Raw genomic sequence first — 25,845 nt, forward strand, 5'->3', positions numbered from 1 at the left:
ACCAAAAGCCGATTTCCAGATGAAAAGAGCGACCAACGACCTCTCTCGATCGCCGACGATGCCGGTGCCGCTGGCCTTTCCATTGGGCCTGATTCCGACCGCGGCTCACAGTACCCTGATGGCCAGCTTTCTCAATCGGCTGTTCGCGCCGGAACTGGCCGATGGCGAACTCGACTTTCTCGCGGACCGGGTCATGTTGATCCGGGTCAGCGATGCCCGCATCCAAGTCCGCTTGACCCTCGAACAGGGTCGGCTCAAGGCCGTGTCGAGCAACCGAGCCGAGGATCTCAGCATCGAGGGTTCCGTCTATGATTTCCTGCTGCTCGCGACGCGTCGCGAGGACGCCGATACCCTGTTCTTCAACCGTCGCCTGCGTCTCGGTGGCAGCACGGAGCTCGGGCTCTACGTGAAGAACTTCCTCGATGGCGTCGAGCTGGAGGGGCGGCTCGGACCTCTGCTCAAGGTCATGAACGGGGCGACGAGCTTCATCGGCCGCTTCGGGCGTTGACCCGTGGAGCGGTTGGCTGATGTCCCAGAGAGCGGTCGGGTTGTTCCGGAGGTCGGTCTTTCTCGAATCAGAGAGTGATCTTTGGCGCCTATCGCGTCGTGTATAGCGTCCGGGACGAAGTGGAAGTCCTCACCGTACGTCGCGGAAGTCGGTTGCCGCGGTTAGACGAAATCGACGATGAGAAAACCTGACCAGGCCGGCCAACGCAGCTCGCGCTCGTCTGGAGGCCCCGGCGCTATGCCATAGGCCTCCAGGTTGAGGCGCTTCTTCGTTAGTTTGTCAGGCCAGTGCCCCGGCGGCGGCGCGTGCGCGCTGTTCGAGCCCGGCCGAACCATGCCAGTAGCCGTCGCAGGGGCCGACCGGCATCAGGGGTTCGAGTGCGGCTTGTGCCTCGGTCGGGGCCATCTCGCCTTCCAGGCAACGATGAAACACCTCGATCACCCGTTCGGTCTGGTTCGATTGTGGGCTGATCCGGATCACGTCGACGCCGAGTGAGCGCATGCGCGGGATCTCGGCGACGAGGTTGAAGGTCTGCGCGGATTGGGTCTGGATCCCGTTCAGGGCCAGGAAGCGGGTGTCGTCCTGTGCCGATAGCGTCAATCCATCCGGGTAATCGATGCAGCAGTACTGGCAATCGTCCTTTTGCAGGTTCCGGGCGCGGGCGGTGAAGCAGCGCGCCGAATAGGCCAACGGCAGCCGCCCGTACGCGAAGACCTCGGTCTCGACGCCGGCTGGCCTCCGCACCTGCATGTCGGCTAAGGATTCGTGCGACAACTCGACCGGAAAGACCCAGCGCTTGAGTCCTTGTCGTGCCAGCAGCGCCAGGGTCCGATCGTTGTAGATATTGACGCTGTGTCCAGTCGCGAAGGGTCGGCCTTGCATTCGATGCACGGCGCCCATGTCGTTGCACTCGACCAGGAAGCGCCCGTTGTCGCAGATCCGCCGCAGACGCTGGATCTCGGATTCGGCCTCGAGCAAGGCCAATGTCGAGAGCACGACCTCCTTGCCGGCGGCCGCGAGACGCTCGGCCAGCGCAAACCAGTCATCGGTCCGCATCTGGGTGCGTTTCGAGCAGATGGTCTCGCCGACATAGACGATATCCACCGGTGATTCGATGATCCGGTCGTAAAAGGCCTCGACCCTGTCTTTCGGCCAATAATAGGTAATCGGCCCCAGCGAGAGCCTCGGTTGTGTCATCATCGCGTCAGCTCCGCTCCTGATCTACTGCCACGGCCGGTGATAGGCGCCCAAGGTGGTCTGGGTGCCCTCCGAGACCTTGCCCAGTTCGGCCAGCCACTCGGGCTTGGCGGCATAGTGCGCCGGGTCGCGGCGAAAGGCGTCGAGCGCGGCTCGCCAGACCCGTGTGACCTGTTCGACATAGACCGGACTGCGTTGGCGGCCCTCGATCTTGATCGCCTTGACGCCGCTTTCGACCAGCTGTGGGAGCATTTCGAGCGTGTTCAGGCTGGTGGGTTCCTCGATCGCGTGATAGGTATGGTCGCCGACCCGGTAGCTGCCTTTGCACAGGGTCGGGTAGCCCGCGTTGCGCCCGTGCGCATAGCGTTCGATCAGGACGCCGCCGAGTCGTGTCTCCAGGCCGTCCGGCGTCTCGCGCCATTCGACGTGGCTGGCTGGCGAGCAGGCGCCGAAGTTGTTCGGCGAACGGCCCGTGGCATAAGACGACAGGATACACCGGCCTTCGACCATCACGCACAGGCTGCCGAAGGCGAAGACCTCTATCTCGACCGGGCTGTGTTCGACGACGTGTTTGACCTGGCTCAGCGAGAGGACCCGCGGCAGCACGGCGCGCCGCACACCGAAGTGTTCCTTGTAGAAGCTCAGCGCCTCGTAGTTGGTCGCCGAACCCTGCACCGATAGATGCAGTTTGAGGTTCGGGTGGTGTTCGCTCGCATAATCGAGGACGCCGAGGTCCGCGGCGATGACCGCATCGACCCCCAGGTCGGCCGCCAGATCGACGGCCGACCGCCAGCGCGCCCATCCGTTGGGCTGCGGATAGGTGTTCAACGCGAGGAACACCTTGACGCCCCGTTGGTGGGCATACTTGATGCCTTCGGCGATCTTCGCCGGGCCGAAGTTCAGGCCGGCGAAGTGGCGCGCGTTGGTGTCGTCACGAAAGCCGAAATAGACCGAATCCGCGCCATGATCGACGGCCGCCTTCAGTGACGGCAGGTTACCTGCGGGACAGACGAGTTCCATAGTCAACGAGGAATCTCCAGGGTTGAGCCCATCCGGTCGAAGACCGAACGATGGGGAGGGGCGGCCCGGGCCATCGGGATGTGGCCCATCATGCCAGCCCGCCGACGGCGCGGGCGAGCGCCACCGGTTCTCCCGCCACGCACCAGCCCTGTGCTGTGCGCCGACGGCGCAGTTCCTGCTCGATGCCGTTCAGAACGACCCATTTCTTCGCGCACCAGGCCGGGGCCAACAGGATGTCGGGTGACGCGGTGCCGGTCAATCGATGAAAAATGACCTCGCGCGGGGTCTGCTCGATCAGATCCGCGGCGATGTCGATGTACTCGGCCATTGGCAAAGGCCGATAGTCGCCACGCCGCCATTGGTGCGCGAGTCGCGTCCCACGGACGACGTGCAGCGGATGCAGTTTCAGCCCGTGGGTGCCGAGTTCGAGTACCCGATCGAGGCTCGCCAAGGACTCATCCCGCCCTTCGCCCGGCAGCCCGATGATCAGATGCGTGCACAGAGACAAGCCCCGGCGATGCGCCGCCCGGACCGCACGGCGGTAGTCGGCGAAGCCATGACCGCGGTCGACTCGGCGCAAGGTCGCATCGCAGGCCGACTGCAAGCCCAGTTCCAGCCAGACCTCATGCCCCTGATCGCGAAGGCGGGCGAGCAGATCGAGAACCGCGTCGGGGACGCAATCCGGCCGCGTTCCGACCGACAGGCCGACCACGTCGTCGCGCTCGAGGGCTTCGCGGTACAGTGCGGCAAGGCGAGCCACATCGGCATAGGTATTGGTGTACGCCTGGAAATAGGCGATGAAGCGTCTCGCTCCGGTGCGCTTGAGCAGGACCCGCCGCCCGGCATCGAGCTGTTCGCCGACCGACGGGGGGCGGCGTGCGCTGGGGTTGAAGGAGGCGTTGTTGCAGAAGCTGCACCCACCCCAGCCCTTGCTGCCGTCACGGTTCGGGCAGGTCAGACCGGCATTGATCGCCAGTTTGTGGACCCGCTCGCCGTAACGATGCAGCAGATCGACGCCGAAGGTATTGACCAGATGCGATAACGCCATCCCGAATCGAACGCGCGCAGGACGGGAGACTCCCGTCGACAACGTTTAACGATCGCACAGAACAGGCGCTTTGCCAATGATGGGAATCAAAGGGATACCCATCGTCGAACCGCTCTCTGAATCGGGTATTGCCAGGTCGGCCAGCGGGCCGACAGGACCCAGGCCATCATGGTGGCTCACGGTCGCGCGGCCTGGCGCGGCTCGATAAGCCCATGGTCGCGGGCGACCGACCGGATCAGCTCGGCGATCAGGTCCGGACGTTCCTCGTGGGCGAGGTGGCCGAGATCCGGTAACCGGACCAGGCTCGCCTCCGGGATCAGGTCCATGACCTGCGGAGCCTCGATCGGCAGGACGAAGCCGTCGTTGTCCGCGGCGACGAGGACGACCGGGCGCGACACGCGCGGCAGCTCCCGCTCCAATGCCTCGAGGTCCCATTTGGCCATCATGGTCAGCGCCGCGCCGGTGTGTCCCGGCGTTCGGAAGAGCCGGGCATAGAGCGCGATCTCATCTTCGGTCAGTGTCGAACCGGTCCCGGCCAGCGTGCGTTCGACGACCTTTGGATCGGAGGCCCGCCGAGCGAACGCCTTGTGCGCGAACTCGGTGGTCACGATGATGCGGACGATCGGCGAGAAGATCCGGAAGGCGAGGCCGCGGCGTCCGAGCAGCGCACCGTTCAGACTCACGAGCGCCTGGGGCGCAATGCTTCCGTCGAGGATCATCTGGGTGAGGATGGCCGCGCCGGCCGAATGACCGACGACGAGCTCCGGTGACAAATCGAGCGCGGTCAGTAACCCGGCCAGGTCGGCGGCCATCGCCGGCAACGCGAAGCGTTCCTCCGTCGGGGCGCTGGTGAAGCCATGACCGGGTAGATCCGGGGCCACGACGGTGAAATCGTCGGTCAGGAGCGGAATGAGCCCCTGCCAGGAATGGGTCGCGGCCCCGGTGCCGTGGACCAGGAGCAGGACCGGTCCCGTTCCGGACCGCTGGTAGTGCCAGCGAATCCCATCGGTCTCGATGAAACGGCTGGCTTCGCGATTCGGCCAGTCGCGGCCGTCGATGTCCCAGTCTGGTCGGTTCGGCGCGGCGCCGGTCATCGATGGATCCGTCGGTGGAACGGGCTGATCGGCGGATACGGGGCCGGCAAGGGCCGATCCAATCAGGCCGACCAGTGAGCAGGCGAGGAAGGTGCGTAGCGACCTGGCGGAGGTCGGTCCGAACGGGAGAGGGAAGATCGGCATAGAGATCGGGTCGGATATGGGTTCGGGGCGGACCACGGGGCCGCACAAGTGGATGGGTCGATCATCACGACATCCGGGCGGACCGTTTCCCGCTTGGTGGGCCACTCGCCGCGTTGCCGGTCAGAGGCCCCAGGCGGCGATGAACGGGGCATAGAAGTCCGGGTCCCTCACCGTCGCGCCGCGTCGGCCGACCACCGCCGAGGCGAAGGACTGGGCGCGGTCGAGGGTCACCTGGGTCGACCAATCGCAGATCAAACCGAGGATCAGGACGGCGGCGAACGCATCGCCGGCGCCAACGGCGTCGACGACGCGAATCCCTCGAGCGGGTCGGGTGCGTCCGAGTGGACCGGATCGGCCGATGGCGAAGGCTCCGGCCGAGCCTTCGGTGATGATCAGGGTTTCGAGTCCATGGGCCTCCCGAAGCGCCTCGGCGGGACCGTCGGGATGCGGGCCGGGCCGCACCAAGGCGGCGAGCTCGGCGGCGTTGAGCTTGGCCCAGGTCGCGCGCGAGAGCATCCTCCGCACCGCCTCGGTGTCCCACCAGGGGTCGCGGAGGTTCGCATCGATGAACACGGCCGGATCGAAGCGGTCCACGAGCTCCTCGAGCGCCGCGCGCGACACGGCGCCGCGCAGCGCGAGACTGCCGTGATAGAGCAAGGCGTTCTGCGGGAGTGGCGGTAGCTGGCCGATCTGGATCCGGTCGTAAGCCTGGTCGGATACGATATCGTAGCTCGGCTCACCATCGAGCAACTGCACGCGAACGACGCCGGTCGGTGCCGTCGCATCCCATTGGAGCCCGCTGGTATCGAGACCCCAGTCGGACATGGCCGTGGTGATCGCGCGGCCACGCGCATCCTCGCCGATGCGGCTGATGAACAGCGGTGCACGGCCGAACGCCTGCAGATGCCAGGCGACATTGAAGGGTGCGCCGCCAAGCGTTTCGCCGTCGGCGAAGACGTCGAACAGCACCTCACCGAAGATCAAGGGTCGGGTGTCACGGTCGAAAGGCATCAGGTGCCTCCTTCTCCATGGGCGCAAGCGTTGCTTTCGTGCCAGCCGTCGCCGGCTCGCTGGCGTCGCGCCGCCGAGGGGTCGATCGCTGTGTCAACGCCTCGCTGGCGCCCGCTCGATCGCCGCATCACTCCCACCAGTTCGTCGTCTCGGGTACGAAGTGCGCCAATCCTTCCAGAATGCCCGCGCTGTAGTTGCCGTTCATGCCGTGAAAGTCACCGCGGGCCAGGTACAGACTCTCCAGTGTGCCGGCTTGCTCGGCGGCGGCCAGGGTCTCGGTGCGGACCTGCTCGGTGGCATTGGCGACCAGCACGGCCGGGATCGGGCTTGCGAGCATCGCCACATCGTTGCCGCTATCGCCGGCGCAGAGCGTATGATTCGGCGTGAACCCTTCCTGCGTCATCAGGAACTCGACGGCATGGCGTTTGGTCGCCGAGGCCGGCAGCAGATCCAACAGGCCGGTTCCCGTGCTCTCGTCGAGGCTCCAGATCAGGTTCGCCCGAACGTTGGCATCGGTCAGGCGCTGGTCCATCTCCGTGAGCCAGCGTGACCGATCCCAGTCCTCGGGGGTGTACCAGCTGATTTTGAAGGCGCCCTGTTTATCCGATTCCTGGAGCCGCAGCCCGGGTACGGCGACCAGGTCGATCAGGGCCTCGCGATCCAGGCTGCTCCAGTCGCGCGCGATCCGGGCGGACCAGGCCACCGAGCCCTTCCAGTCCGCGCCGGCGACGCGATACAGGGTCGTGCCGACATCGCCAATCACGAAATCGGGCGGCGGCAACTGGTACTGATCGATCGCTGCCAGCACCAGTTCGCGATGACGGCCGGTGACATAGGCCACCGTCACTTCCTCGTGCTGGGCCAATCGCGAGAAGCGCGGTCGCGCGTCGGGCGACTCCGCGGCCGGGCCATTCGGGATCAGGGTGCGATCGAGATCGGTACAGATCAGTAGGCGCATGGTTGGGATAGCCTCATGGTTGGTCCGGGCCGCGTTGCCGCGCCGAAGCCGCGGGTTCTCTAATCCTTGAGCTCACGGCACTCGGCGAGTTGCACACGGGTCAGTGGGCGCCCGCGCGGCGTTCCTTGCGCGCCCATCTTCTCGACGACCTCCATGCCCTCGACGACCTGGCCGAAGACGACGTGCATGCCGTCAAGGTGCGGCGTAGCGTTCAGCGTGATGAAGAACTGGGACGAGTTGGTGTTGCGGCCCGAGTTCGCCATCGACACGATGCCGGGGCCCGAGTGCCGCAAACGGAAGTTTTCATCGGGGAAGCGCCCGCCGTAGATCGAATCGCCGCCCTTGCCGGTGCCGCGCGTGATATCGCCTCCCTGGACCATGAAGCCCGGAATGATGCGGTGAAACGGCGAGCCGGCGTAAGCCAGGGCATTGCCGCGGCGCCCGTAACCCCGTTCACCGGTGCACAGCGAACGGAAGTTCTCGGCGGTCCTGGGCACGACATCGGCGCGCAACTCGATGACGACGGTACCAGCAGGTTGCCCACCAATGGTCACGTCCAGCGCAACCTTGGGATTGTCCGCGTAGGCCTGGGCGCTGAACGCAAACAAGGCGGCCACGACCGCAAAAGAAAATCCGCGCATCGTCTGTCTTCCTCCGTTAGTCACATCTGAATGATCAGGCCAGCCTGCGGTCACGCGCGGCGGGGCGTGTCGGCGGGGACGCCAACGAGCGAGCGTTGGTGTCGCGCCCTGGCTCTCATTCGTGGGCAGGCGTTCTAGCTCGTCATGTTAAACTGTCGTACTGGACATTGCCAAAAACCGGTGCTGATCCGGGATGGACCGGAATGACCTGAGTTGCACTGGCCGGGCAACCGGACGGCCCCTGGGACACCCGGTGCGCGCGGCGGTTTAGGGCGCAGCGGAGATCATGGCGGCGGCCGAAGTGACCGGCGTGCTCGATTCGTCGACGAAGGGCGTTGCATCCGCGCGCGAGGGTCTGATACCTATGGGCGGCCTCGCAGTGGAGGCATGACCAGATACGGTTCGGTGCTCGGTTCGCACGATGCCAAATGGAGCGGTGCTGATGACGTCGACAGACCCGCAAGATGATGCGCTTGGCGTCATCGGCGATGATAATGCGGACGGTGGCTCAAGGCCTGGTCCGGCGATCGGGTCGGCGAGCGACCATACGGACCGTCTGGCCAACCTCGGCGTCTGGGATTGGGATGTGTCGAGTGGCCGAATCCAGGTCAACGCGCAATATTATCGCATGCTCGGCTACGAACCGAACGGGTTCGTCCTCGACTTCGATCAATGGTTGGCGCGCACCCATCCAGAGGATCGCGACACGCTTCGCGCTTGTTTGCTCGCCGGATGCCGATCGGACGAGGTATTCGGCCTGCAGTATCGTTTCAAGACGCGTTCCGGAGCCTGGTTGTGGCTCTTGGCCCGGGGCGTCGTGCTGGAACGGGCTGCCGATGGTCGAGCCTTGCGTGTCCGCGGTATCCACAACGATATCGCTCATCAACGCCGTGCGGCGGCCTCGTTGCGCGACAGCGAGCGCAATTATCGCGAGGTCTTCAACGCCGTCGAGGAGGGGCTTCTCATCCAGGATCCCTTGTCGCTGCGTATCCTGGACGTCAATGACTCGGCCGCTCGGATGTACGGCTACCAGAGTGTCCAGGAGATCCTCGAGCGCAGCTTCGATGAACTGATCGCGAATGAGCCTCCCTACGATGAAGCCGCGGCGCGCGAGTGGTTGGGCAAGGCGCTGACCGGTGAACCCCAGCAGTTCGAGTGGCTGGCCAGGAGGAAGTCGGGAGACTGTTTTTGGGTCGAGGTCAGCCTGAAGCGCACGAAGATCGGCGGATCCCGGCGGATTCTCGCCGTTGTGCGTGACATCGACGAACAGCGGGCCAATCAGGAGCGGCTGCGACTGGCTGCGCGGATCCTCGAAAGCACGACCGAGGGCGTGATGCTGACGGGCAACGATCTGCGGATCCAGTCGGTCAACCGCGCCTTCACCCGGATCACCGGCTATGCGAAAGAAGAAGTCATCGGTCAGACCCCGCGGATCCTGCATTCGGGGCGGCATGATGCCGAGTTCTATCGAGCGATGTGGGCAACGCTCGTGGCCACCGGGCACTGGCGTGGTGAGCTTTGGAATCGCCGCAAGAATGGTGAAATCTACCCGGAGTTGCTGGCCATCAGTCGGGTCCAGGATGCCCGCGGAAAGCTGACCCACTATGTAGGTGTATTCAGTGATATCAGCGACTTAAAGAGGGTCCAGGAAAATCTCGACTACCTTGCGAACCATGATCCGCTGACCCATTTGCCCAACCGGCAGCGATTCCTCGCGCGGCTCGAGCACAGTCTGCAACGAGCCCGCCGGGATCGTCGCCATTTGGCGGTGCTGATGCTCGATCTTCAGCGTTTCAAGCACATCAACGAATCCATGGGTCATGTGTTCGGCGATGCGGTTCTGGTTGGAGTGGCCGATACCTTGAGCACGCGAGTTCGTGCATCCGATACGCTCGCTCGACTGGGCGGAGACGAGTTCGTCGTGGTGCTCGAGGACTTGAGTGAACCCCAAGATGCGATCAAGGTCGCCCGAAAGTTGATCGCTACCTTCGAGAAACCTCTATCGATAGAGGGGCACCGCATCTTCCTCGGTGCCTGCGTCGGGATCAGCGTCTTTCCTCGGGACGGCGATAGTGCCGACACGCTCCTGCGTCAGGCCGGTGTCGCGCTCGACCAGGCCGAGAAGCTCGGGGTCAATCAAATGGCCTCTTATTCGCCGGGGATGCAGGTGCGGATCGTCGAGCGTTTCGCCTTGGTCAGCGAGATGAAGGAGGCCCTCGCGCGCGGTGAGTTTCGCCTTGACTATCAGGCGCAGGTCGGGTTGGCCGATCAGCGACTGATCGGCGTCGAAGCCCTGCTGCGCTGGGATAGCCCAAAGCTGGGGGCTGTCGAGCCGGATCGTTTCATCCCGGCGGCCGAGGATATCGGCCTGATCCGCGAACTGGGAACCTGGGTGGCTCAACGGGCTTGCAGCCAGATCGTGGAATGGGATCGAGTCGGGTTCCATGTGCCGCGGATCGCGATCAATCTGTCACTGCAAGAACTTGCGCGCGGTACCTTCCCAGAGGATTTCCAGCACGTGATCGGCGAAACCGGAATCGACCCGTCGCGTATCGAACTCGAGGTGACCGAGTCGGTGCTGCTAGGCCCTCTGGCGGAGACGATCGATGCGTTGATGGCGCTGCGGAATATGGGGGTGGGTCTTGCGATCGATGACTTCGGAACCGGGCACTCGTCGCTCGTGTATCTCAAGCGTCTACCTGTCAAACGACTGAAGATCGACCGGAACTTCGTCAGGGATCTCGGGCGGGACCTCAACGACGAGGCCATTACCCGGGCCGTGATCGGCCTCGGCCGTAGCCTTGGTCTTGCCGTCTTGGCCGAAGGGGTGGAAACCCGTGAGCAGGCCGTCTTTCTCAGTCGGGAAGGTTGCCAGGAGGCGCAGGGTTTCTTTTTCGGCCGTCCGATGGGGGCGGCCGAGTTGGCGGCCCGGTGGTCGCAGGCGCGTCGAAACCATCTGAAGAAGATCTGAGCGCCGAGCCGATCGGCGCCGATCCAGTCCTCGATTACCGCCTGTCGGCTAGTTACCCGCGGCGCGTCGAAAGCGAGCCCCTCGCGGGCGTCGAGGCGGCCTTGCCACCTGCGAAACAGGTCGCGCTGATAGCCCCCGCGGGGTAGGTCTCGCCTCGCCACGGCCTGGGGGTTCTCGGAAGGCGCAACAAGGTCGAACGAGGTCCTAGCGCACCGACATGATCAGTAGGATGACCAGCAGCACGACACCGCCGATCGGCAGTGCCGCCGCGGCCCAGTCACCGCTTTGGGCTTTGGGGCCATGTTCTTGCCAGTGCTTGAAGGTTGGCCACAGGTAGAACAGGAGCATGACCAGCACCGCCCCTGCGGCGATTTTCAGAAAGAGCTCCATGGCTGTCGTCTCCGATGAAAAACCCCGGCCGAGGCCGGGGTCGTTTCGGCGAATCGCGGGCCGCTCGGCGCCTCAGTCGTCGCCGCCCATGATTCCGAGGATCTGCAACAGGCTGACGAAGATGTTGAAGATGCTGAGATACAGGCCGAAGGTGGCCATGATGTAGTTGGTCTCGCCGCCGTTGATGATCCGGCTGGTATCGAACAGGATGAAGGCGCTCATCAGCATGATGATCGCAGCGGAAATCGCCAGCGACAGCGCCGGCATGGCCAAGAAGAGGTTCGCGATGATCGCGATCAACACGACCATCATGCCAGCGAAGATGAACCCGCCCATGAAGCTGAAATCGCGCTTGCTGGTCAAGGCGTACGCGGACAGGCCAAGGAAGATCAGAGCCGTGCCGCCGAAGGCGGTGGCGATGGTCTGAGGTCCATGCGGCAGTGCCAGATACAGGGTCAGGATCGATCCCAAACCGAGACCGAGCAGGCCCGTGATCGCGAAGATCACCGCGATGCCCTTGCTCGAGTTGGCGGTCTTCGGCAGAACGAAGATGCCCATGACCATGGCACCAATGAAGGAGACCAGGTACATCCAGCTCGGCAACTGCAGTCCGATCGACACCACGGCCATCAGGGCGCTGAACCCGAGGGTCGCAGACAGTAATAGGTAGGTATTCTTCAGCACCTTGTTGGCGCTGACCGCCTGTTCGGCAGGGTGGATTGTCGTATAGTTCATGTCGGCCATCGTGAGATGCTCCTCGTTACAAGAAAACCCGGCGGCTCAGACCTTAACGGCCTGCCTACAGTTCCCCCTAAGGATACCGAAATGGGGGCTCGGTTCCAAACTGCGACCCCGTCGCCGGCGCATCGGGGCCAAGATGCGTGTGCGTCGGTTGGTCTAAGGGCGGGGATCCAGTATTCTATCGGGTCTAGAACGCATCATCCCCCTTCGTTCTTCGCGTCTTGACCGGGCCGCCGGGCGATGCGAGATGGGGGCGGGCGCAAGTGGCCTCGGCGTGGCAGGCGGCGGTTCCGCAAACAGTTTACTGGAAGGGTGGCAGAGCGGTTGAATGCACCGGTCTTGAAAACCGGCGATGGGCGACCATCCGTGGGTTCGAATCCCACCCCTTCCGCCATGTGATTCGGCACCTTGCTGATAGCGCAACAGGTGCCGCCAGATCAGGGGCCCCTGACTGTGGCTTCTCGGGGCTGTCCGGCCCGATCGACCCGGATTGGTGGTCATGGGGAGGTCCTGAGGGCCATTCTTCACTTGTCACCTCCCGAGCAGTCCGCTGTCGATCGTGAACAGGGGTTGCCCGCGTAGCGCCAGATGGCCCATGATCGAGGCGGCGGCGCTCCAGCCCTGGTGGCGGGTACCGCCCGGCGTCAGATCGCGACCGTGCACGAACTCGGGAAAGCCCCAGGGCTCGTCGTCGATGGTCAGCGCGTTGGCCCGGTCGATGCCGTCGAGGAACCGTTCGGCCTCGCTGGTGCGACCACGGCGCGCGAGGTCGACGACATAGAAGCCGGTCAGCATCGGCCATAGGCCGCCGTTGTGGAACTCGTAAGGCTTGTTCTTGAAGGTGTAGGAGAACATGACCTGGAGCTCCTCCCAATCCTCGTGTACCGGCTCGATCACCGGGTGGAAGGCCGGCAGCAGCGGCAGTTCGTCGCGGACCAGTTCGGCCGAGATGAAGTCGTCGACGCGTGCCCGTTGATCGTCGTCGGCGACGTCGAGCAGCGACACCAGCACATTGGCGAAGCCATCGAACCTGTATCCGTAGCCGCTCGGCGAGAAGGATGGCATCCAATAGCGGTTTCCGCAGTGTGGCGCCGCCTCGAGACCTTTGCGGTAGAGGACCTCGTGGTAGGCGTCCGGCGGGATCTCGTCGGCGCAGTTGAACCAATAGTTTGCGCGAATCAGGTGGCTCAGCCGGCTGACCGCGTCGAGCAGGCCATGGTCACGTGACCCGACGACCTCGGCGTGCAGGGCGGCCACCGCGCGTTGTGCTTGCAGATAGAGCAGTTGGTCGTAAAGCACATAGCCGCTGTGTACGTATTCGTCGGCCCAATCGCCGGTCACGGGCACGTAGAGCAGGCCGCGATTGTTGAACTCCCAGGCCCCGAGCAGAAAGCGTACCCGCTCGATCGCCGGTCGCAGACGATCGATGAAGGCGGTATCCCCGGTGCGATGCCAATACTCGGCGCAGCCGATCACGAACCAGGGGTTCGCGTCGACGCGGCCGGTCGTGCCACCGTAACTGACGCGGCCGGTGGCGGCGTCCAGATTGCTCGGGATCTCGCCGTGCGGACCTTGGTGCTCGGCCAGTCTCTCGAGCGTGCGACGGGCTGTGTCGGTCAGATCCGGATCCTCGGTCATCAGCGCCGCCAGCGCCATGATGACACCGTCGCGCGCCCAGATCCGGCGGTAGTTGGAGCGTTCCGTCGGCGAGGCGAGAAAGCCATCCTCGGTCGCGCAGGCCTGCATCAGTTCGATGGCCTTTTGATACGCCAACCCGTTGGGTCGAGTCATCGGATACCCTCCTGTCGTCGGCGCGACGAAATTGGCAGGATGCGGAATGCCCTTCATACTTGATGGCCAAGACCCCTTTGCTGCAAGTGCGAGCGATGACGACACAAACCATCCCCGAACTGCTGTCCGCCAGCCCGGTCGACCTGGATCGTCCAGCCATCGTCGAATTGACGCGCGATGCCGTGCAGACCGTGAGTCGTGGCGAGGTTCTCGATCTAGCCGGTCGCTTGTCGGCTGGCCTGGTCGCCGCGGGGCTCGAACGCGGCGACCGGATCGCGATCATCGCGCCGAACGGCGTTCGATGGGTGGTCTCGGCCCTGGGCGTGATCCGGGCGGGTGGCGTCCTGGTGCCGTTGGACACGCAGATGCCCGACGAGGATCTGGCCCATGCGTTGGTCGATGCCGCGCCGCGCTGGCTCTTCACGACCTCGGCGTTGGCCGAGCGCCTCCCGCAACGGGAGGCATTGGCCGACGTGCGTCGGTATCGATTCGATGCCCCGGATGATGAGTCCGACGCCTGGTCGCAACTGCTGGCGGCTGACCCAGGCCCCTCGCTGGCGCAGGCAGGAGACCTCGCTACCATCTTCTATACCTCGGGCACCACGGGGCCGCCGAAGGGTGTGCCGCTGACCCATGGCAACCTGACGAGCAACATCGAGGCGCTGTGCGCGGAAGGGATGGCCGATGGCAAGGACCGGGTCCTGGTGCCCTTGCCTTTTCATCATGTCTATCCGTTCACGGTCGGGATTCTGGTCCCGCTGTCGCTCGGTGCGACCATCGTTGTTCCCTTCTCGTTGGTAGGCCCGCAAATCGTCCGTGCGCTGCATGATGGCGAGGCGAGCATCATGCTCGGGGTGCCGCGTCTGTTCGAAGCGATCTGGACCGCGCTCGCGGGGCGCGTCGCGGAGCGCGGCCGGGTGCCGGCGGCGCTCTTCCGTGGGCTGCTCGCGCTGTCGATCGCGGCGCGCGCCCGACTCGGCTGGCGGCTCGGTCGGCGCTTGTTCGCGAGCCTTCACCAGCGTCTCGGGTCCAGCTTGCGGTTGATGGTATCCGGCGGGGCCGCGCTCGACCCGACCCTCGGGCGCCGACTTCAGGGGCTAGGTTGGGAGGTCGCGACCGGATACGGGCTCAGCGAGACCTCTCCGATCCTGACATTGAACCGTCCTGATCGGATCCGCCTGGAGAGCGCGGGTTTGCCGTTGGCGAACGTCGAGTTGCGGATCGCCGAAGCGGAGGGACCTGGCGAAGTGCTGGCGCGTGGCCCGAACGTGTTCGGCGGCTATTGGCAATTGCCGGAGAAGACCGCGAAGGTTCTCGATGAGCAGGGTTGGTTCCGTACCGGCGATGTCGGCCGACTGGACGCCGACGGGTACCTGCACCTACAGGGCCGAGCCTCGGCGATGATCGTGCTGTCGGGAGGCGAGAACGTCGACCCCGAGCGGGTCGAAAAGGTGCTCGGCGCGGCCGACGAGATCCGCGAGGCCGGGGTGTTGGCCCACGGTGATCGGCTGGCCGCGGTGATCGTGCCCGAGGATCGCGTGATCCGCGAAACCGACGGTACGGCCGCGTTGCGCGAGCGGGTCGGGCAGGTGATGCGCGATGCGGCGCGTGCTCTGCCGAGCCACCATCGGCCCGGGGTTTTGCGAGTCGCACTCGATCCGCTGCCGCGAACGCGGCTCGGAAAGCTGCGCCGGCATAAGCTCGAGGCGCTGTTCGCGCGCCTCGCGAGCGAGGACCTCGACCAAGCCACGATGGCGGCCCCGATCGCGATCCAGGATATGTCCCCGGAGGATCAGCAGTTGCTGTCGGACCCGGCGGCCGAGGGGGCCTGGCGCTACCTGGCCGAACGTTTTTCCGATCGGCGTCTGACGCCGGACACCAGCCTGGCGCTGGACCTCGATATCGATTCGCTGGGCTGGGTCGATCTGACCCTGGCGCTGCGTGATCGGGCCGGAATCGAGCTGGAGGATGCGGCCATTGCCCGTGTGGAAACGGTTCGTGACCTGTTGCGTGAAGCGTCGGCTTCGGCCTCGGTTGATTCGGCTGGAGAGGATCTGATCACGGCCCTGGCCGACCCCGAGCGGATCCTGAATCCGGAACAGCAGGCCTGGTTGGCGCCACGCGGAGCGATTCGGACCTTGGCCGCCCGTCTGCTGCTCGGGCTGTCACGCCTGACGACGCGTTCCTTGATCCGGCTGGAGGTGCGCGGTCGTATTCCGGCCGCTGGTCCTTACCTGGTGGCTCCGCGCCATTTGAGCTCGCTCGACCCGGTGATGTTGGCCCAGGTCGTGACCGCCCGTCAGTTGGACTCGATCTACTGGGCGGGCTGGACCGGCATCCTCTTCGCGAACCCTGTCAGCCGTTGGTTCAGTCGCGTGGCGCAGGTCTTGCCGATCGATCCGGGCGCGGCGCCGAGGGCCAGTCTGGCGTTGGGCGCGGCTTGTCTCGAGCGGGGCTTCAGCCTGGTTTGGTTTCCGGAGGGGCGCCGCTCCGAGGATGGGTCCTTGCAAGCTTTCCGGCCCGGCGTCGGGTTGCTGCTGCGAGCCCATCCGGTGCCCGTCGTCCCGGTCTGGATCGATGGCACCCGCGAAGCGATGCCGCCTGGGCGCTGGTTTCCTCGGCCGGGTCGTGTGCGGATCGTCATCGGCGATCCGATCCCTGTTGACGAACTCGGTGGCGATGAGCGGGAAATCGTCCGCCTGATCGAGAAGCGGGTCGCCGCGCTCGGGGCCGAGTGAGGCGCTGGATACCCAGGGGTTGGCGTACGCCGAATGGATTGAACAAGGCCGGCATGAACCGAACCAGCCTCTTCGACTTGCAGAATTGGTGGGCCGTCAGGGATTCGAACCCCGGACCTATGGATTAAGAGTCCACTGCTCTACCAGCTGAGCTAACGGCCCAATGATCGTTACGGCGCGGGAGGCCGACGCGTTTGCCGGGGCTAAGTATGATACCTAGCCGTCACGCGATGATGGGGTGGACGATGGGAATCGAACCCACGACCACAGGAGCCACAATCCTGTGCTCTACCAACTGAGCTACGTCCACCATCGAAAACCGTCACGGACGGGATCTAGCCGACCGTGATTGGCACGCCCGGCAGGGCTCGAACCTGCGACCTACGGCTTAGAAGGCCGTTGCTCTATCCAACTGAGCTACGGGCGCTTCGCTAAGCAAAAACCCTGCGATTGGTCGGGGTAGAGGGATTTGAACCCCCGACATCCTGCTCCCAAAGCAGGCGCGCTACCAGACTGCGCTATACCCCGCTCGTGCCGGCCTGTTGAGCCCAGACCGCAAAGAATACCCCGGCACGCAATCATCGTCAAACAAGAGCTTTCCCGCGACAGCTCTTCCGGTTCGGTCCGGGCTCGCCCAGTGCGGTCTGTCGCCTCCGCCAAGGCTCCCGGAGCAGCCTGCGCCCCCGCACCCGAAAAGCCCACAGGCGCGTTCCCGGGCCGAACGGTGAGACGCGCGATGCCCGATGCGATAAGGCCTTTACAAGGAAACGCCGGCTCGGCGTTCGGCTCTCGGTAGCCGAGTGTTGGTGGGCGCGGCTGGGATCGAACCAGCGACCCCTGCCGTGTGAAGGCAGTGCTCTCCCGCTGAGCTACGCGCCCGGTCAAGAATGCGGAATTCTAGGCGTCGCGGTGCGGCGCGTCAATCGATGCGCGCCGATTCGCGGGCGCCGCGGCCGGCTCGGCGCAGCCTTGTATCGGATGTCGAAGATCCCGCAGGATCGTCTCGGCGTGGCACAGCGGTAGCGAGAAGTGGCCTTCGGCGGGGAGGATGTGGGTCGTGCATCGAGGCAGGTGGCGCGCGTACCAGTGGGCGTGTGCGACCGGGACCGTGCCGTCGTCTTCGCCATGCCAAAGGTCGATCGGAAAGCCGATCTCGGCATAACGAAGGCCCCAAGGGCGAGTGTAAAGCTGGATGTCCTGGCGGGCGCCGCGCGCGCCATGGTCGAGCGCGTCCTGAATCGTTCGATTCATGATGGCGCGGACGCGGGGATCGGCGAGCTGGTCGCGGTCGACGGGCGGCGCGGCGGCGTCGCGGACCCATTCAACTGTCTGCGGCCACCGCGCGAACAGGTGGGAGGCCGGTTCGCCGTAGACGAGCCGGGTCATGACGGGTAACCGGCTGGCCAGCCACAGCGCGTTACGCGATGGTGCGCGCATCTCGGCCAGGACCTCGGGACGGTACACGGGGCCCAGCGGACACACCAGCAGGCAGCCATCGAGCCGCTCGGGCATGGCTGCCGCGCAGGCCAGCGCGTAGGGTCCGCCGCCGGAGATTCCGGCCAGCGTGGCCCGCTCGAGGCCCAGGTGATCGAGTAGCCGAGCGCAATCATCGGCCCAATCCGGGATCCGCCGATCGGGGTCGAACTCCGAGGCACCGTAGCCGGGTCGATCCGCCGCGATCAGGCGCACCCCGACCGCACAGGCCGCCGGATGCAGCAGCAGGGCCTCGCGCCGGGAGCTTGGAAAGCCGTGGCAATACACCAAGGGGATGCCCGCCGGATCGCCGTATTCGCCGTAGGCGAGGCGCCGGCCGCGTGCCATCGGGGCGAACGATGGCGGCTGGTCCAACAGCGCAATCGAATCCGGATTCATCTCGTCGCTCGTCGTTGCGCGCCGAGTTCAAGGATCTCCATACGGTGATTGCCGCGCGGGTTTTCGGCCGATGGACCTTGGGTGAGCAGGACCAGGCCGTCGCGGACCCCCTGTGTCGCGAGCCAGGTCCGCGCGAAGTCGGACCAGTCGGCTCGGTCGACGTCGACGGCGATCGGCAGGATACCGTAGGAGAAGGACAGGGCCTGGCAGGTCGATTCGTTCGGGCTCAGCGCGATGATCCAGACCGGCAGTCGAAACCGCGCCACGTTGCGTGCCGTGTCGCCGCTGCGGGTCGGCACCAGTACGGCCTGGAAGAGGCTACGCTCGATCGTGTGGTAGACACTCTCGGCGATCAGGTCGACGGCTCGCAGGGCCTCGCCGTTCGCGCGTTCCGTCGTCAGCGGCCGGAAGGGGCGCCAGGGTCGTTCGGGCTCGACGGCCGCCGCGATGCTGGCCAGCATCGCGACCGACTCGACCGGATAGCGCCCCATCGCCGATTCGGCCGACAGCATCACGCAGTCGGTCCCATCGAGGATCGCGTTCGCGACGTCGGTCGCCTCGGCGCGGGTCGGACGACTGACCGTGACCATGGACTCGAGCATCTGGGTCGCCGTGATGACCGGTTTGCCCGCACGATTGGCCTTGTCCATGATACGTTTCTGGGTCACCGCGATCTGTTCGATCGGGATCTCCACGCCGAGATCGCCGCGTGCGACCATCAGGCCGTCGCTGGCCTCGAGGATCTCGTCGAGATGGTCGAGGGCCCCGGCGCGCTCGATCTTCGCGATCAGGAACGGGGTGTAATCGAGCGCATTGGCTGCGCGGCGCACCGCGTGGATGTCGGCCGCGTTGGCGACGAAGGATTGGCTGACCGCATCGAGCCGATGCGTGGCCGCGAACCCCAGCCACTTCTGGTCATTATCGGTGAAGGCGCACAGACCGAGATCGATACCGGGCAGGTTGAGGCCCTTGCGCGAGCGCAGCTCGCCACCGACCCGAATCCGGCAGATCACGTCGGTTGCCGTGACCTCGACGACCTTGAGCAGGATGAAGCCGTCGTTCAGGAACAGCCGGTCGCCAGGACGGACCGCGGCGGGCAGCCCCGGGAAACTGACGCTGACACGTTCGGAGCTGCCCGACACCTCGTCCGTGGTGAGCCGGATCGTCGCATCGCGATTGAGCTCGATCGGCTCCTCGGCCAGATCGCCGATACGCATCTTGGGACCCGGCAGGTCGCCCATGATCGCGACCCGACGGCCGACCTCGTTGGCGGCGGCCCGGATCCGCCCGATCAGCCGGCTGTGATAGTCCTCGTCGCCGTGCGAGAAGTTCAGCCGTGCCACATTGAGCCCGGCGAGGATCATCTCGCGCAAGACCTCGGGATCCTCGGACGCTGGTCCGATCGTGGCCACGATCTTCGTCTTGTTCGATGGGAACTGCATGGCGCTGCCTGCTCGGTGAGATTGGGTCTGCATGGCGATGGTGTTCGGAGCACAGGTCGTCGGTCTTGCGGTCGTGACGCAGTCGGAGCGAGACCGGCTCCGCGACGCGGCCGGGCCCGATGCGTCGCGGTGACGACGCCCGAGACCTCGCGGAGACCGCGACGCGATTGTAACCCGAACCCGATGACGGAAATCGGGCGGCGTGCGGGCCTCGGCGAGCCCACCTCGACCGTGGTATCGTGCCGCGTCCGCCGGGTCGCGGGTTCGAGATCCTGATCCGGGCCCGATTGACGATCGGGCTCGGCGTGACCGCGAGCACCCGGACCCGACCGAGAGGGTCGAGAGGGCGCGGCCGGTGAGCACCGCCGCACGCCCCGCACCGGGTGCTGCAGGGTGCTCGCATGGCGCTCATCGTCCGGGCGAGCGCCCCGGGGATCGCCACGAGGTGCGCGGGGGATCGCCACGAGGTGAGCGGGGGATCGCGAAGAGGCATCGATGAACGCCTTGTTGGATGTGCTTGACCTCGAGACAGCGCGACTCGGGCCGCTGAGTCTGCGTCTGGCGGTGGGGGAACTGGTGCAGGTCACGGGTGCTTCCGGCTCCGGCAAGTCCTTGCTGCTGCGCGCCCTCGCGGATCTGGACGCGAGTCGCGGCCTGGTCCGCCTGGGTGACTGTGATCGCGACCGAATCGCCCCCGGCGATTGGCGTCGGCAAGTCGCCTATGTCCCCGCCGAGACCGCCTGGTGGGCGCCACGGGTCGACGGGAATTTCCCGCCCGGTTGGCGGCTTCATGATGCCAAGTCCTGGCTGGCGTGCTTCGCGCTGCCCGATGATGCCCTCGACTGGGAGATCGAACGCCTGTCCAGCGGCGAGCGGCAGCGCCTGGGTCTGCTGCGGGCCTTGCTGAATCGCCCGCGCGTGCTGCTGCTCGACGAACCCACCGCGAACCTCGATCGCGAGAATACGCAGCGGCTCGAGGCCGCCGTGCGCCGCTATCTGGCCGAGCACGGCGCCGGCGCCATCTGGGTCAGCCACGACAGGCTCCAGCAGGATCGCCTCGGTGGCCGCGTGCTGGAGATCCATGACGGCAGGTTGCGGTCGTGACCCTGATCATCTTGAGTCCCTGGGATCTGGCCTTGGCGGGGCTCCTGGTGGGTGCGCTGGCTGGTCTGACGCTGTGGGCCGGTCTTGGCCTCGGCCGTAGTCTGTTGATCGCCGCGGCCCGCACGGTCGTACAGTTGCTGCTCATCGGTCTCGTCCTGCAAACGCTGTTCGACCATGCGCGTCTCGAATGGGTAGCGCTGATGGCGTTGGTGATGCTGCTGATCGCCGGTTACGAGGTCATGGCCCGGCAAGAGCGCCGCTTCGCCGGGGCTTGGGGGTACGGCATCGGGGCGGTGACCATGTTCGTCTCGGCCTTTGCGGTCACCGTGTTGGCCTTGACGACGATGGTCGGCGCGGCCCCTTGGTGGACACCTCAGTATGCGATTCCGCTGCTCGGCATGCTGCTCGGAAATACGATGACCGGCATCGCCCTGGGCCTGGACCGTTTGACTCAGGCCGTTTGGCGTGAGCGAAGCCTGATCGAAGGGCGTCTCGCCCTCGGCGAGTCCTGGATGGCCGCGACGACGACGATGCGACGCCAGGCGGCGCGCAGCGGCCTGATGCCGACGATCAACGCGATGGCGGCGGCCGGCGTCGTCAGTCTGCCGGGCATGATGACTGGGCAGATCCTGGCCGGGGCGCCGCCGGTCGAGGCGGTCAAGTACCAGATCCTGATCATGTTCCTGATCGCCGCCGGGACGGGTTTCGGCACCTTGGGGGCGGTGCGACTGGCGTCCCGTCGTTTGTTCGACCAGCGCGAGCGTTTGCGTCTCGACCGGCTCCGGCCCATTGCGCGCCGGTGATCTCGCCACGCTGACCCGATCGCTCGCATGCGGCCGGCCGGGGGGCCGCGGCCAGTGGAGGCGGGGCAAACCCCATTCTCTGCGGGTTGGGAAAGGTCGGGTTCCGACCACATCCTCGAGACAGGACGGCGTGAGGCGGGTAGTCGGGACTGCCGCGGACACGCCGGCTGTCCAAATCCTGTCGTCCATCCGTGCCCGCCGCCTTCGATCATGACCAATCACTTGCCCGGCCTGCGTTTCGATAACAGCTTTCACCGCTTACCAGCGGGGTTCCATGTCCGTCTGGCGCCGACCCCGGTCGCGACGCCGCGCCTGATCCGACTCAACGAGACCCTGGCTGGTCAGCTCGGGCTCGACCTCACGGCGCTCGACGAGACCGATCTTGCCGGCGTCTTCTCCGGCAATCAGCTGCCAAGTGGCGCGGATCCGATCGCGACTCCCTACGCGGGCCACCAGTTCGGGCACTTCGTCCCGCAACTCGGGGACGGCCGCGCGATCTTGCTCGGCGAGGTGATCGATCGCCGCGGTCAGCGCCAGGACGTGCAGCTGAAAGGCGCGGGCCGCACCCCGTTTTCGCGGAACGGAGACGGCCGCGCCGCGCTCGGTCCGGTGCTGCGCGAATACCTGGTCAGCGAGGCGATGCAGGCCCTCGGCATTCCGACCACGCGGGCCTTGGCGGCGGTGACGACCGGCGAACCCGTCTACCGGGAGTCGGTCCTGCCGGGCGCGATCCTGACCCGGGTGGCGGCCAGTCATCTCCGCGTCGGGACCTTCGAATACTTTGCCGCTCGCGGCGATACCCAGGCCGTTGCCCAGCTGGCCGATTACGTGATCGAACGCCACTATCCCTCGGTCCGTGACGAGGCCGACCCCTATCTGGCCTTGCTCGCCGCGGTGATGGATCGCCAGGCTGTGCTGGTGGCCAGCTGGATGTTGGTCGGCTTCATCCACGGCGTGATGAACACCGATAACATGGCGATCAGCGGGGAAACCATCGACTACGGTCCGTGCGCCTTCCTCGACGCCTACGACCCCGATGCGGTCTTCAGTTCGATCGATCACGGTGGCCGTTATGCGTTCGCGAACCAACCCTTGATCGCGCAATGGAACCTCGCCCGTCTGGCGGAGACACTGTTGCCCCTGATCGATCCGGACGCCGAGCGTTCGGTCGCGCGCGCCACCGAGGTGATCGATGGTTTTCGCGAACGCTTTCAGCCGCATTGGCTCGCCGGCATGCGGCGCAAGCTCGGACTCTACTCGGTCGAACCCGGCGACGGCGCGCTGATCCTGAAGCTGCTCGATGCGATGCGCGCCGGTTCGGCGGATTTCACGCTGACCTTCCGGCGGCTCGGCGAGGCCGCCGCCGATGCACGGGGGCATGAGCGGGTGCGCGCGCTATTCGCGGACCCAGCCGCTTACGACGAGTGGGCCGCCGCCTGGCAGGACCGCTTGACCCGCGACCCGGTCGCGCCCGCGGTACGCGCGGCACGGATGCATCAGGTCAACCCGGTCGTGATCCCGCGCAACCATAGGGTCGAGCAAGCGTTGGATGCGGCGATCGACGGTGACTTCCGGCCGTTCGAGGCGCTGCTGCGGGCACTGACCGACCCCTATCGCGACGACGCCGACAAGGCCCCGTTCGTCGAACCGCCGTCGCCGGCGGAACGCGTCTATCAGACCTTCTGCGGGACTTAGAGAGACGTGAAGATGAAGCCACGGATGGACACGGAAAAAAGATCAAGTGACGGAGGAGTCGACACAGGGCTGATTCGATCCGCGAGTTTCCGTGTGCTTCCGTGGCTCCTTTCATCCGTTGGGGTGACTGGCCCGCGGGTATGACAGCTAGGAACGGTCGGTCGGCGTCGTGCGGCTCGATGAACGAGCCTCGGCGGCATGGCGCAGCAAGGCGAGCGCGCGGTAGAGCCCATGGACGAACTTGCCATAGGGCATCATCAGGAAGAACGCCAGAACCGTGCCGAGGTGCCAGGCGAGCAGCAGACCCATCGCCGGGGTTTCGCGCAACACCAGCAGGATCAGCCCGGAGACGGCGACGGCCCCGATCAGCCCGAGCAACGCATAATCGGCCGGCAGCGTCTCGGCGGCCGTCGGTTCCGGATCGGCACCAAGCTTGACCAACAGCAGGCCGATGACGCCGACCAGCAGGCCGAGGCCGCCGAGCGTTCCGAGCAGGACCGGCGCGCTGAGGACAGGGTAGGGCGCCGGCCAGTCGAACAGGTGGTGGTACAGGGCCGCGGTCAGTGTTGCCGCCACGCACAGCAAGAAGCCGTGGAGCAGGGCGAGGTGAAAGAGCCGGCGGCGCTGCGTGAAGCGGTCGTCATGGTCGTTGCAGCCGCCGCCACCGCCGTCGAGATGGCGCAAGGTCAGCAGGTCGCGGCTGGCCGTGGGCCAGGCTTGAAGCGAGATCGGTCGCGGCGGCGTCGGCGCGGTATCCCGCCAGAAGCGCAGCCCGCCGATCGCCAGGGCCAGCAGTGCCCAACCGAGACTGAGACCGGCTAGCGCGCTCATCAGGCCCCACGGTATCACCTCGTAAAAGGCCCCGGCCACGCGGTGGCTCGCGAACAGTCGCTCCGGGGGGACCGCGAGCAGCGTTGTCAATGGCACCAGCAGACTCGCGAGCAGCGCGACGACGAGCGTGGCCGCGGCGCTGTGCGTCATCAGCGGCGCGAAGGCGCGCGGCCACACATGATCGCGATAGGTCTGGAACCGGACCCGAGCCAGTGTCGCCGGCACATTGATCGCGAAGGGATGCGGCGGGGCATATTGGCAGGCATACCAGCAGGCGCGGCAGTTGTGGCACAGGTTGGCCAGATAGGCGATATCCGTCGTCGTCAGCGCCGGGCGCTCGCCGGTCGCCCGAAAGACCGGGCAGAAGCCGGTACAGAAGCCGCAGACATCGCACAGGGCCAGGGTTCGCCGGCCCTCGGCGAGGCTGTCTTCGCGCGGTTCAGTGGCGGGTGCGGACATCGCGGGCGGCCTGTTCGCCGGCCAGGCGACCGAAGACTGCGCCGATCGTCAGCGCGGCGCCGGCCAGGTAACCGGTACCCAGGATCGCCGGGGCCATGATCATGCCGGCCGCGAAGAGGCTCGGAAACGGCCGGCCATCGCGCCGCATGACGCGCGCGGCCGTGTCGACCTGGATCCCGTGGCTCGTGAAGGTGATCCCAGGCGCCATCGGCCAGGCCGCGAACGGCGGCCGGCACAAAGGCCGCGCGCGCCGTGATTTCGGTGGATCCAACCCTTCCGTGTGGCCCCCGTCCCGGTCGTCTGGATGTCGGGCACCGTGGTAGTCGGAGACCGTTCGCTCGACCGCGGCGACCGGCAGATCCAGTGTCTGCGCGAGCTCGGCGAGCGTTGGCGCCGTGATCGGCGGATACAGCGACGGCGTCGTCCGCGTCTGACCTTCTGCGTCCAGGATCAGGAACGCAATCCCCCCGGGACACCGCGCGAGCTGTCGGCCCCAGACCGAATAACGGCGCGGGCTGAGCTCGGCCGCCTCGTCGAGGAAACGGCGTCCGTCGCGGTCGAGGACCAGTCCCCAGGACAGGCCGTCGATGCGGGTCACGATGCCGCCATCGGCCGGTGGCGAGCGCGCGTCGACCGCGACCAGATGACAGGCGCCGGGGACGCCGGTCGACGCGGCCCCGTGTTCGAAGAGGTCCCTAAGCAATTCGCCCGTCACCTGCGGTAGACCGCGCACGATGAAGTTGTCAGCCGCCGCGCCCCAGGTCTCGGCCAGCCAGGCGGGATTGGCCTGATAGCCGCCGCAGGCGAGGATCACCGCCCGCGCATCGATCGTCGTCGAACGCTCGCCGATGCACAGAGGGAGCCGGTAGGGGCGGGCGCTGTCGAGCCCGACGCGTAGCGCCATCGTGTCCTGGTGCGCGGCGACGCCGAGCGCGGCGGCGCGTCGCGACAGCGCATTGATCATCGCCTTGCCGCCGCCGAGGAAGAAGGCGGTCTTGCGCGAGTAGGGCAGGGCACCGGCGGCCGGTTCCTCGAAGCGCACGCCCTGACGTTCTAGCCAGTCCGGGAGCTCGGTCGAGCCGTCGGCCAGCCGGCGGGCGAGGTCCAGGTCGCCCAGGCCATGGCTCGCGCGGGCCAAGTCCGCGACGAACTCGTCGGGGCGATAACAACCAGGGGACAGTCGCGATGGCGCCGCATGGGCCAGGCGCAGATTGCGCGAGTGACGCGCATTGCCGCCGCGCAGCGCGGGCGGCGCTCGATCGATCAAGGTGACCGCGGCGCCCGCCTGCCGCGCCGCGAGGGCCGCGCAGTAGGCCGCGATCCCGCCACCGACGACGAGGATTTCGGTGCTCGGCGGCGGGTCTCCGGGGCGCGGTCGATCCGCCAT

At 66.1% G+C, this 25,845-nt stretch carries 20 protein-coding genes and 6 tRNA genes; 7 read left to right on the forward strand and 19 right to left on the reverse strand.

Translation table 11 applies throughout. The annotated features are described in order from the left end of the window. Positions 1-19: 19 nt before the first annotated feature. A complete protein-coding gene (gene ubiT / locus ABC977_RS07745; RefSeq protein WP_369666681.1) occupies positions 20-508 on the forward strand; it encodes a ubiquinone anaerobic biosynthesis accessory factor UbiT in 489 nt (162 codons plus the stop codon). Positions 509-787: 279 nt separating this feature from the next. Here the strand turns inward: ubiT and ubiV are convergent, their stop codons facing one another. The 7 genes from ubiV to ABC977_RS07780 all read right to left on the reverse strand — a co-directional run bounded on the left by ubiV (position 788) and on the right by ABC977_RS07780 (position 7,621). After that, complete coding sequence (ubiV, locus tag ABC977_RS07750) at positions 788-1,708, reverse strand: ubiquinone anaerobic biosynthesis protein UbiV (RefSeq protein ID WP_369666682.1); 921 nt, start codon at positions 1,706-1,708, stop codon at positions 788-790. A 21-nt stretch (positions 1,709-1,729) separates the two neighbouring features. Next, entirely contained in the window at positions 1,730-2,725 is a 996-nt protein-coding gene (ubiU, locus tag ABC977_RS07755) for a ubiquinone anaerobic biosynthesis protein UbiU (protein WP_369666757.1), read from the reverse strand. Between the two features lie 88 nt (positions 2,726-2,813). Then, positions 2,814-3,773 carry a tRNA modification radical SAM protein MnmL/YtqA gene (gene mnmL, locus ABC977_RS07760; RefSeq protein WP_369666683.1) on the reverse strand — a complete coding sequence of 320 codons (960 nt, stop codon included), beginning with the start codon at positions 3,771-3,773 and terminating at the stop codon, positions 2,814-2,816. 176 nt (positions 3,774-3,949) lie between these two features. Further along, complete coding sequence (bchO, locus tag ABC977_RS07765) at positions 3,950-4,867, reverse strand: alpha/beta fold hydrolase BchO (RefSeq protein WP_369666684.1); 918 nt, start codon at positions 4,865-4,867, stop codon at positions 3,950-3,952. 264 nt (positions 4,868-5,131) lie between these two features. Continuing rightward, complete coding sequence (locus ABC977_RS07770) at positions 5,132-6,022, reverse strand: PfkB family carbohydrate kinase (RefSeq protein WP_369666685.1); 891 nt, start codon at positions 6,020-6,022, stop codon at positions 5,132-5,134. A 127-nt stretch (positions 6,023-6,149) separates the two neighbouring features. Further along, complete coding sequence (locus tag ABC977_RS07775; protein ID WP_369666686.1) at positions 6,150-6,980, reverse strand: HAD-IIB family hydrolase; 831 nt, start codon at positions 6,978-6,980, stop codon at positions 6,150-6,152. Between the two features lie 59 nt (positions 6,981-7,039). Beyond that, positions 7,040-7,621 carry a peptidylprolyl isomerase gene (locus ABC977_RS07780; protein WP_369666687.1) on the reverse strand — a complete coding sequence of 194 codons (582 nt, stop codon included), beginning with the start codon at positions 7,619-7,621 and terminating at the stop codon, positions 7,040-7,042. Between the two features lie 442 nt (positions 7,622-8,063). Between ABC977_RS07780 and ABC977_RS07785 the strand changes: the two genes are divergently transcribed. Further along, the gene (locus ABC977_RS07785; protein WP_369666688.1) at positions 8,064-10,592 is read left to right on the forward strand and encodes a sensor domain-containing protein; all 2,529 of its coding nucleotides are present in this window, start codon (positions 8,064-8,066) and stop codon (positions 10,590-10,592) included. A gap of 204 nt (positions 10,593-10,796) precedes the next feature. Here the strand turns inward: ABC977_RS07785 and ABC977_RS07790 are convergent, their stop codons facing one another. Together ABC977_RS07790 and ABC977_RS07795 are read right to left on the reverse strand one after the other, a co-directional pair. After that, the gene (locus ABC977_RS07790) at positions 10,797-10,982 is read right to left on the reverse strand and encodes a hypothetical protein (protein ID WP_369666689.1); all 186 of its coding nucleotides are present in this window, start codon (positions 10,980-10,982) and stop codon (positions 10,797-10,799) included. A gap of 72 nt (positions 10,983-11,054) precedes the next feature. After that, positions 11,055-11,726 (reverse strand): Bax inhibitor-1/YccA family protein, encoded by a 672-nt coding sequence (locus ABC977_RS07795; protein WP_369666690.1) that lies wholly within the window; start codon positions 11,724-11,726, stop codon positions 11,055-11,057. A gap of 303 nt (positions 11,727-12,029) precedes the next feature. Between ABC977_RS07795 and ABC977_RS07800 the strand changes: the two genes are divergently transcribed. Next, positions 12,030-12,117: transfer RNA gene (locus tag ABC977_RS07800), tRNA-Ser, on the forward strand. 137 nt (positions 12,118-12,254) lie between these two features. Here ABC977_RS07800 and ABC977_RS07805 read toward each other — a convergent pair. After that, positions 12,255-13,514 (reverse strand): amylo-alpha-1,6-glucosidase, encoded by a 1,260-nt coding sequence (locus ABC977_RS07805; protein ID WP_369666691.1) that lies wholly within the window; start codon positions 13,512-13,514, stop codon positions 12,255-12,257. A 95-nt stretch (positions 13,515-13,609) separates the two neighbouring features. Here ABC977_RS07805 and ABC977_RS07810 point away from each other — a divergent pair, with 95 nt between their 5' ends. Continuing rightward, the gene (locus ABC977_RS07810; RefSeq protein ID WP_369666692.1) at positions 13,610-16,252 is read left to right on the forward strand and encodes an AMP-binding protein; all 2,643 of its coding nucleotides are present in this window, start codon (positions 13,610-13,612) and stop codon (positions 16,250-16,252) included. Positions 16,253-16,338: 86 nt separating this feature from the next. On the opposite strand, the gene ABC977_RS07815 is transcribed toward ABC977_RS07810, so the two are convergent. The 7 genes from ABC977_RS07815 to pyk form a co-directional block, all read right to left on the reverse strand. Next, positions 16,339-16,414: transfer RNA gene (locus ABC977_RS07815), tRNA-Lys, on the reverse strand. A gap of 72 nt (positions 16,415-16,486) precedes the next feature. Continuing rightward, a tRNA-His gene (locus ABC977_RS07820) sits at positions 16,487-16,562 on the reverse strand. Between the two features lie 40 nt (positions 16,563-16,602). Beyond that, a tRNA-Arg gene (locus ABC977_RS07825) sits at positions 16,603-16,679 on the reverse strand. A 24-nt stretch (positions 16,680-16,703) separates the two neighbouring features. After that, positions 16,704-16,780, reverse strand: a tRNA-Pro gene (locus ABC977_RS07830). A 276-nt stretch (positions 16,781-17,056) separates the two neighbouring features. Continuing rightward, positions 17,057-17,131: transfer RNA gene (locus ABC977_RS07835), tRNA-Val, on the reverse strand. An 18-nt stretch (positions 17,132-17,149) separates the two neighbouring features. After that, positions 17,150-18,124, reverse strand: coding sequence for an alpha/beta fold hydrolase (locus ABC977_RS07840; protein ID WP_369666693.1), 975 nt, complete (start codon positions 18,122-18,124; stop codon positions 17,150-17,152). Continuing rightward, positions 18,121-19,566 carry a pyruvate kinase gene (gene pyk / locus ABC977_RS07845; protein ID WP_369666694.1) on the reverse strand — a complete coding sequence of 482 codons (1,446 nt, stop codon included), beginning with the start codon at positions 19,564-19,566 and terminating at the stop codon, positions 18,121-18,123. Before pyk ends, ABC977_RS07840 begins: the two co-directional genes overlap by 4 nt. A gap of 495 nt (positions 19,567-20,061) precedes the next feature. On the opposite strand from pyk, the gene ABC977_RS07850 reads away from it, so the two are divergent. The 3 genes from ABC977_RS07850 to ABC977_RS07860 all read left to right on the forward strand — a co-directional run bounded on the left by ABC977_RS07850 (position 20,062) and on the right by ABC977_RS07860 (position 23,168). After that, positions 20,062-20,670 carry an ABC transporter ATP-binding protein gene (locus tag ABC977_RS07850; RefSeq protein ID WP_369666695.1) on the forward strand — a complete coding sequence of 203 codons (609 nt, stop codon included), beginning with the start codon at positions 20,062-20,064 and terminating at the stop codon, positions 20,668-20,670. Next, positions 20,667-21,473, forward strand: a complete 807-nt coding sequence (locus tag ABC977_RS07855; RefSeq protein WP_369666696.1) for an ABC transporter permease — start codon at positions 20,667-20,669, stop codon at positions 21,471-21,473. The genes ABC977_RS07850 and ABC977_RS07855 overlap by 4 nt, the downstream gene beginning before the upstream one ends. Before the next feature lie 210 nt (positions 21,474-21,683). Continuing rightward, positions 21,684-23,168, forward strand: coding sequence for a protein adenylyltransferase SelO (locus ABC977_RS07860; RefSeq protein ID WP_369666697.1), 1,485 nt, complete (start codon positions 21,684-21,686; stop codon positions 23,166-23,168). Positions 23,169-23,315: 147 nt separating this feature from the next. On the opposite strand, the gene tcuB is transcribed toward ABC977_RS07860, so the two are convergent. Together tcuB and tcuA are read right to left on the reverse strand one after the other, a co-directional pair. Further along, positions 23,316-24,458, reverse strand: a complete 1,143-nt coding sequence (gene tcuB, locus ABC977_RS07865) for a tricarballylate utilization 4Fe-4S protein TcuB (protein WP_369666698.1) — start codon at positions 24,456-24,458, stop codon at positions 23,316-23,318. Next, positions 24,439-25,845, reverse strand: coding sequence for an FAD-dependent tricarballylate dehydrogenase TcuA (gene tcuA / locus ABC977_RS07870; RefSeq protein ID WP_369666699.1), 1,407 nt, complete (start codon positions 25,843-25,845; stop codon positions 24,439-24,441). Before tcuA ends, tcuB begins: the two co-directional genes overlap by 20 nt.

This window comes from Thioalkalicoccus limnaeus (assembly GCF_041197575.1).
Classification (GTDB): domain Bacteria; phylum Pseudomonadota; class Gammaproteobacteria; order Chromatiales; family Chromatiaceae; genus Thioalkalicoccus; species Thioalkalicoccus limnaeus.